We start from the raw sequence: 6925 nt of genomic DNA, 5'->3' as shown, positions 1-6925 counted from the left end.
TCGCCCTCCGCCGACAGAGCCTCCAGGCTGTGCTCGAAATCCCAGAAACCCGCCTGCCCCTTCATGTCAGCCCCCCTCCATCCGCAAGGACAAGCGAATCATAAATCTGGCAGCCACGCCAGTTTCCGGAGGTGTCCACCTGCACTACCCGCAGATTATTCGTCGTGCCCGACTGCCCGAACGGGATGCCGGCGACGACGACAATCTGGTCCGCCCGCCTGGCGAAGCCCTCGCTGACGACCGCCTCGGCAGCGCGCGCGACCATTTCCTCGTAGGAATGGATGTCTTCCGACAGCACGCTATGGGCGCCCCATAGCAGGCAGAGCCGCCGCGAAACGGCCTCGTCCGGGGTGATCGCCAAAATCGGCACCGCGGGCCGTTTGCGCGCGATGCGCAGGGCGGTGGGTCCGCTCGAGGTGAAGGCGACGATCACCGGCGCATGGATGGCATCGGCAAGGTCGGCCGCCGCCGCGGCGACGGCATGCGGCGCCGTCATGTCCTCGTCCGGCTGCGCGGCGCGGGTGATCGAATCGTAGAGCCGGTGCTGTTCGGTGCTGCGGATGATACGGTCCATCATCTCGACCGCCTGGCGCGGATAACGGCCGGTGGCCGATTCGGCCGACAGCATCACCGCATCGGCGCCGTCATAGATCGCCGTGGCCACATCGGAGGCTTCGGCGCGGGTCGGCGCCGGCGCGGCCACCATGGAGTCGAGCATCTGCGTCGCCACGATCACCGGCTTCACCGATCGCCGGCAGGCCTGGATGATGTCCTTCTGGCGCCAGGGCACATCCTCCTGCGGAATCTCCACGCCGAGATCGCCGCGCGCCACCATGACCGCATCGGACAGCCGGACGATGTCGTCCAGGTGATCCAGCGCCGATGGCTTTTCGATCTTCGCCACCAGCCCGGCGCGGCCGTCGATCAGCCCGCGCGCCTCGATCAGATCCCCCGGTTTCTGCACGAAGGACAATGCGATCCAGTCCACGCCAAGCTGCAGACCGAAGGCAAGGTCGGCGCGGTCCTTCGGCGTCAGCGGCGAGAGATTCAGCATCGCGCCGGGGAGATTGACGCCCTTGCGGTTCGACAGAATCCCGCCGGTGATCACGCGGGCCCCGAATTCCCCGTCCGACAGATCGGTGACGCAGACACGGATGCGGCCATCGTCGATCAGCATTTCCAGCCCCGGCGCCAGCGCGGCAAAGATTTCCGGATGCGGCAAGGGGATGGCGTCCTTGTCCCCGTCGGCGCCAGACAGGACGAAACGGATCGTATCGCCGGCGGCGAGCGGAATCTGGCCGTCCCTGATCGTACCGACACGCAGTTTCGGCCCCTGCAGATCCAGCAGGATGCCGATCGGGCGGCCGCTTTCCTGCTCCAGCGCACGGATCGCGGCATGCACCCTGGCATGATCTTCATGCGTGCCGTGGCTGAAATTCAGCCGGAAGGTATCGACGCCGGCGTCGAACAGCGCCTTGAGCATCTCGGGCGCCGCGCTGGCCGGCCCAACCGTGGCAACGATTTTGGCATATCGATGCCGGCGCATGGCAATCAGCTCCGCAACGGCCTAGACGTTAGAACTCTGGATGGCGTCGATGACCGCATCGGTGACCTCCTTCGTCGTCGCGGTTCCGCCGACATCCGGCGTGAGGATGCCGGCGCCGGTCACCCGCTCGATTGCGCGCATCAGCCGTGCCGCGGCTTCGGCCTCACCAAGATGCTCCAGCAGCTGCACGGCTGTCCAGAAGGAGGCGATCGGATTGGCGATGCCCTTGCCGGTGATGTCGAAAGCCGAACCGTGAATCGGCTCGAACATCGACGGAAAGCGCCGCTCGGGGTCGATATTCGCCGTCGGCGCCACGCCGAGGCTGCCGGCCAGGGCGCCGGCGAGATCGGACAGGATATCGGCATGCAGATTGGTGGCCACGACCGTGTCGATGCTCTGGGGCTTGAGCGTCATGCGCACCGTCATGGCATCGACCAGCATCTTGTCCCAGGTCACGTCGGGAAATTCCGCCGCCACCTCGGCGGCGATCTCGTCCCACATCACCATCCCATAGCGCTGGGCATTCGATTTCGTCACCACGGTCAGCAGCTTGCGCGGACGCGACTGCGCCAGCCGGAAGGCATAGCGCATGATGCGGGTGACGCCGACGCGGGTGAAGATGGCCACTTCGGTGCCGACTTCTTCGGGCAGGCCGCGATGGGCGCGGCCGCCATTGCCGGAATATTCGCCCTCGGAATTCTCGCGCACGATCACCCAGTCGAGATCGCCCGGTCCGGCATTGCGCAGCGGCGATGTGACGCCAGGCAGAATCTTGGTCGGCCGTACATTGGCGTATTGATCGAAGCCCTGGCAGATCGGCAGCCGCAGGCCCCACAGCGTGATGTGGTCCGGCACGTCCGGCGCGCCGACGGCGCCGAAATAGATCGCATCGAAGGAGCGCAGCTGATCCAGCCCGTCGGCCGGCATCATGACGCCATGCTTCTTGTAGTAATCCGAACCCCAATCGAAATTGCGGAAATGGAAGGCCACGTCGCCCATGCGCTTTTGCAGGCTCTGAAGGACGCTGACGCCAGCCGCGATCACCTCGGGGCCGATGCCGTCGGCTGGGATGGTGGCAATCGAATATTCACGCATGGACTTCTCCGTGTAAGGCGATCGGGGACTGCTAGGCTCGTTCCGATGCGAGGGCATGCCGGCGGGCGGTGCCGTGCGGCAATCGGTCGGTTTGCGGCTTTTGCTGCCGGTCTTCGAGATAGGACCAGAACCGCTCGGCCTGCGCATCCTGGCGCGTGCGTGGCCGGAACAGCCGGATTTGCATCGGAATGTCCCAGCTCTCGTCGCCGGCGCGGACCAGCTTGCCGGCGGCCATGTCGTCGCGGGTCAAGCTGTAGGGCGACCAGGTCATGCCGCGGCCGTCGGCAGCAAACATCCGCAAGACATGCGACAGGTGCGAGGCGAAAACCGGCTTCAGCCAGGCCGGACGGCCACCATGGGCGCGGGCCGCGGTGATGATGCGGCCCATGCCCGATTCCTCGCTGAAGGCGAGGTAGGCGGTCGGCTCGTCCGGGCGGCCCGGCAATCTATGGCGCGGCTGGCCCAGGTCGTCCGGCGCGGAAATCGGTACCAGCATATCGTCGCCCAGATGGATCGAAATGTAGTCCTGACTATTCAGCCGGTGGGCGGCGGCGGGGTGATGGTGGCAGAGCAGGAAGTGCGCTTCTCCCTGCAGCATGCGCCGCTCGCAGCCCTGCATGTTGTCGGCCATGAGGCGCACGGTGGTCGAGCCAAGCACCGGCTCGATCTCGCGCAGCCAGTGCGGAAAGAAACTCAGCGACAGCGCATGCGTGGAAATGAAGCGCAGCGACGATGCGGCGCTGCCGGCGTCAAGCGCTTCCTGACGGCCCTGCTGCAGCCGCCGCAGCACTTCTTCGGCCACAAGGCGGAATTTCTCGCCCGCCGGCGTCAGCCGCAGGCGGTGGGTGTCGCGGTCGAAAAGCGGCGTGCCGATCCAGTTTTCCAATGCGCGCACCCGCCGGCTGAAAGCGGGCTGGGTGACATTGCGGATTTCCGCAGCGCGCGAAAAATTCAGGCACTCGACCAGTGCCTTGAAGTCTTCCAGCCAGGAAATCTCCATACTCGCTCCCTATGCCGATCCGGCATAAGCCGCTAAATCCCGCGCAAGCAGGCTGATAGCCCTCAGAGCGCCGGCGCGCGGCAGATTTTGGCCGATGACGGCGTTGTCGATGATCCGGCAGCATCCTGCAGAAGACAAGGGGTAATCACATGAGCGACGCGCGTTATGCGTTCTTTGCATCGAACGATGCGAAAATTGCATTCGCGGATGCCGGATCATGTCGATAGCGTGGACAAGGGCGGCAGCAGCCTGGCGCGGGCGATATGGCGCGCACAATCAATAATTGGAGGAAACGGAATGCTGAAGAAATCCCTCGTTGCGGCGGGCCTTTTCGCCGCCACCATGGCCGTTGCAGGTGCGGCGCAGGCCGCCTATCCGGAAAAGCCGATCACCTACATCATCGCCTTCAATGCCGGCGGCGAATCCGATATCAGCGCGCGTTTCCAGCAGCCCTTCTTCAAACAGCTCACCGGCCAGCAGGCGATCATCAAGTATCAGGCCGGCGCCGGCGGCGCGCAGGCCTGGTCCCAGCTCAACGGGATGGACGGCGACGGTTACACGATCATGGGCACCAACCTGCCCCATATCGTGCTGCAGCCGCTGCAGAAGGATGTCGGATATAAGACCCAGGACATCACCAACGTCTATTTCTTCCACTATACGCCGGACGCGATCTTCGTTCCCAAGGACAGCAAGTTCAAATCCCTCAAGGATCTGGTCGATTTCGCCAAGAAGAACCCCGGCATGCTGACTTTCGGCGGTTCGGGCAGCTTCAGTTCGAATCAACTGGCGCAGCAGCGCTTCAGCGACATGGCCGGCATCAAGACGACCTATGTGCCGTTCTCGGGCTCCGGGCCGGCGATAACGGCCGTGCTCGGCGGTCAGGTTTCGGCGGGCTTCAATTATTCGACCACCTTCCTCAATCAGCCCGATGCCGTGCGTATGCTGGCGGTCGCTTCGGAAAAGCGCCTGCCGACCAACCCCAATACGCCGACCTTCAAGGAACTCGGCTATGATCTCGTCGGCGGCGCCTATCGCGGCATCGGCGTGCCGAAATCCACGCCGGAGGATATCCGCAAGCAGGTTTCCGATCTGATCGGCAAGATCAATCACAATCCCGAATTCATCAAGAAGATGGAAGATGCCGGCTTCGTGCTGACCAACATCCCCTACGAGAAGATGGGTCAATTCATGGCCCAGAAGCAGTCGGAATACACCGCGCTGGCCAAGCAGCTCGGCATCGTCAAGTAAAAGTCCCGGCGGACGGCAGGATACGACTGTCATGGAGATATTGGCCACCTTCGGGCAGGCGTTGACGCCGTTCAATCTGGCTCTCGCGTTGGGCGGGGTCGTGCTGGGCACCATCATCGGTGCCCTGCCCGGCCTCTCCGCCGCGATGGCAATCGCGGTCCTGGTACCGTTCACCTTCACGATGGCGCCGGCTTCGGCATTGATCGCCCTGGGCGCGATCTATACCGGAGCGATCTACGGGGGAGCCTTTTCCGCCATCCTGGTCAATACGCCGGGAACGCCGTCATCGATTGCGACCACCTTCGATGGTTTTCCCATGGCCAAGCGGGGCGACGGCAATCTCGCCGTCACGCTCGCCACCGTGGCCTCCGTGGTCGGCGGCCTGGTCGGCGTATTTACCCTGCTGCTGCTGGCGCCGCCGCTGGCCAAGGTTGCGCTCGCTTTCGGGCCGCCGGAATATTTCTGGCTGGCGATCCTTGGCCTGACGCTCATCTCTGCCCTGTCGACCGGCAACATGCTGAAGGGCCTGATCGGCGGCTGCATCGGCTTGCTTCTGGCCATGGTCGGCGTCGCCGTGGTCGGCGGCGACATCCGCTTCACCATGAATACCCAGGTGCTGCTCGGCGGCATCAGCCTCATTCCGGCGCTGATCGGGCTGTATTGCATTCCGGTCCTGATCGATCTCGTGGCGACGCCCGATCCGCATCTGCGGGTGGAACCGGAGCGCGGCGGTTACCGTCTGGGCGAGGCCGTCCGCCTGATGTGGCGCAGCAAGGTCAACACCCTGCGCAGCTCGGTCATCGGTACGGTGATCGGCATTTTGCCGGGCGCCGGCGGGTCGATCGCCTGCCTGGTGTCCTATGCCGAAGCGCGGCGCAGCTCCAAACATCCGGAACGCTTCGGCCAGGGCGAGCCGGACGGCGTGATCGCCACCGAGACGGCCAATAACGCCACCGTCGGCGGCGGCTTCATCCCGACGCTGGTGCTCGGCATTCCGGGCACGCCGCCGGATGCGATCATCCTCGGCGCGCTGCTGGTGCAGGGCATCCGGGTCGGCCCGAGCCTGTTCGCCCAGCAATCCTCGATCGTCTATACCTTCATCAGCGGGCTGCTGATCGCAACCTTGCTGATGTTGCCGGCCGGGCTGCTGCTCGGCCGCTACGCGTATCAATCCATCGTGGCGACGCCGAAGGCCATTCTGGTTCCGGTCGTCGCCTTCATGACCGTGATCGGCAGCTTCACCATCGCCAACAACCCCGATGACGTGATGGTGATGGCGATACTTGGCGCCATCGGCTGGGTGCTCAACCGGGTCGGCTTCTCACCGTCGCCGATCGTGCTCGGCCTGGTGCTTGGGCAGATTGCCGAGCAGGGCTTCGTGCAGGCCTATCTGATCGGAACGGCGCAATCCAATCTTCTGGGTATGTATTTCGGCCGTCCGATCAGCCTGGCGATTGCCGTTTTTGCCGCTCTGACGCTGTTCTACCCGCTGCTTGCCGCCTGGTGGCGGAATCGGAAGTCGCCGGCCAGCCTGCAGGCGCCGGCGCCGGTGCCGGCGGCAGCACCGAAACCGCGCGACACTATGGGGATCATCGCCGGTATCCTGCTTGTCGCCGTGGGGCTCGGGGTTCTATGGGACTCGCAGAGCCTGTCGGCCCTGGGCGCGGTATTCCCGCGCACGATCGCGGTGCTGATGATCCTGTGCTGCGCCCTGCTGATCGGTCGGAACCTGCTGCGCAAGCCTGGAATGAAGGCCGGCGAAACCGCCAACCCCGAGTCGACGCCGCGGCGCCTCCTGCTGGTCGCCACCATGGTCGGCTGGGCCATTCTGATGCCGAAGCTCGGTCTTTTCGTCTCCAGCCTGCTCGGCTTCGTGGCGCTGTTGTGCATAGCCGAATATGATCGCTGGTCGGTGAAACGCGGCGCCATCTATGGCGCGGTCGCCCTCGGCACGGTCGCCGTATTCTACTTCCTGCTGAGGGACGTTCTGCTGATCTCGCTGCCCAAGGGCCTGCTGTTCTGACCGGCCCCGG

5 protein-coding genes are annotated in these 6925 nt (G+C 64.6%); 2 read left to right on the top strand and 3 right to left on the bottom strand.

Annotation, left to right across the window (positions count from 1 at the left end; all coding sequences use genetic code 11):
• Positions 1–61 precede the first annotated feature (61 nt).
• Genes pyk through VF194_RS10175 form a run of 3 tightly spaced genes read right to left on the bottom strand, consistent with a single transcriptional unit; the run spans position 62 to position 3641 of the window.
• The gene (gene pyk / locus VF194_RS10185) at positions 62–1546 is read right to left on the bottom strand and encodes a pyruvate kinase (protein WP_330890605.1); all 1485 of its coding nucleotides are present in this window, start codon (positions 1544–1546) and stop codon (positions 62–64) included.
• 21 nt (positions 1547–1567) lie between these two features.
• Positions 1568–2641 carry a tartrate dehydrogenase gene (locus VF194_RS10180; protein WP_330890603.1) on the bottom strand — a complete coding sequence of 358 codons (1074 nt, stop codon included), beginning with the start codon at positions 2639–2641 and terminating at the stop codon, positions 1568–1570.
• A 31-nt stretch (positions 2642–2672) separates the two neighbouring features.
• The gene (locus VF194_RS10175; RefSeq protein ID WP_330890601.1) at positions 2673–3641 is read right to left on the bottom strand and encodes a LysR family transcriptional regulator; all 969 of its coding nucleotides are present in this window, start codon (positions 3639–3641) and stop codon (positions 2673–2675) included.
• A gap of 297 nt (positions 3642–3938) precedes the next feature.
• Between VF194_RS10175 and VF194_RS10170 the strand changes: the two genes are divergently transcribed.
• Together VF194_RS10170 and VF194_RS10165 are read left to right on the top strand one after the other, a co-directional pair.
• Entirely contained in the window at positions 3939–4892 is a 954-nt protein-coding gene (locus VF194_RS10170; RefSeq protein ID WP_330890599.1) for a tripartite tricarboxylate transporter substrate binding protein, read from the top strand.
• A 31-nt stretch (positions 4893–4923) separates the two neighbouring features.
• Entirely contained in the window at positions 4924–6915 is a 1992-nt protein-coding gene (locus VF194_RS10165) for a tripartite tricarboxylate transporter permease (RefSeq protein ID WP_330890597.1), read from the top strand.
• The last annotated feature ends 10 nt before the right edge of the window (positions 6916–6925 follow it).

Source organism: Ferrovibrio sp. (genome assembly GCF_036381655.1).
Lineage (GTDB): Bacteria > Pseudomonadota > Alphaproteobacteria > Ferrovibrionales > Ferrovibrionaceae > Ferrovibrio.
This window is presented reverse-complemented; position numbering and strand designations above follow the sequence as displayed.